The following is a 246-nucleotide window of genomic DNA, read 5'->3' as shown; positions in this document are numbered from 1 at the left end:
CCCGTGGAACGATAACGCCGCCGCACTCCGCGCGCGACTGCAGCTGATCCACCGCGAACTCGGCGCACCCTGGCCCGACGTATCGGACGAGACCCTGCTCGGGACGCTCGAGGGGTGGCTCGCGCCGCACGTGCGCGGAGCATCGCTCGCCTCGATCGATGTCACCTCCGCGCTTCGCGGGCTCCTACCCTGGCCCGAGGCGAGCCGCCTCGACACACTCGCGCCGGAGCGGCTCGAGGTGCCGTC

General features: G+C 72.8%; 1 pseudogene. It reads left to right on the top strand.

Annotated features, from left to right (window positions below):
• A pseudogene (locus SB658_RS26610) lies at nt 1–246 on the top strand (ATP-dependent helicase C-terminal domain-containing protein); the annotation flags it as partial.

The sequence above is a fragment of the Bacillus sp. SIMBA_008 genome (genome assembly GCF_046535495.1).
In the GTDB taxonomy this organism is placed as follows: Bacteria; Bacillota; Bacilli; order Bacillales; family Bacillaceae; genus Bacillus; species Bacillus subtilis.
The sequence above is the reverse complement of the archived record's forward strand: the minus strand, read 5'-3'. Positions and strand labels throughout refer to the sequence as shown.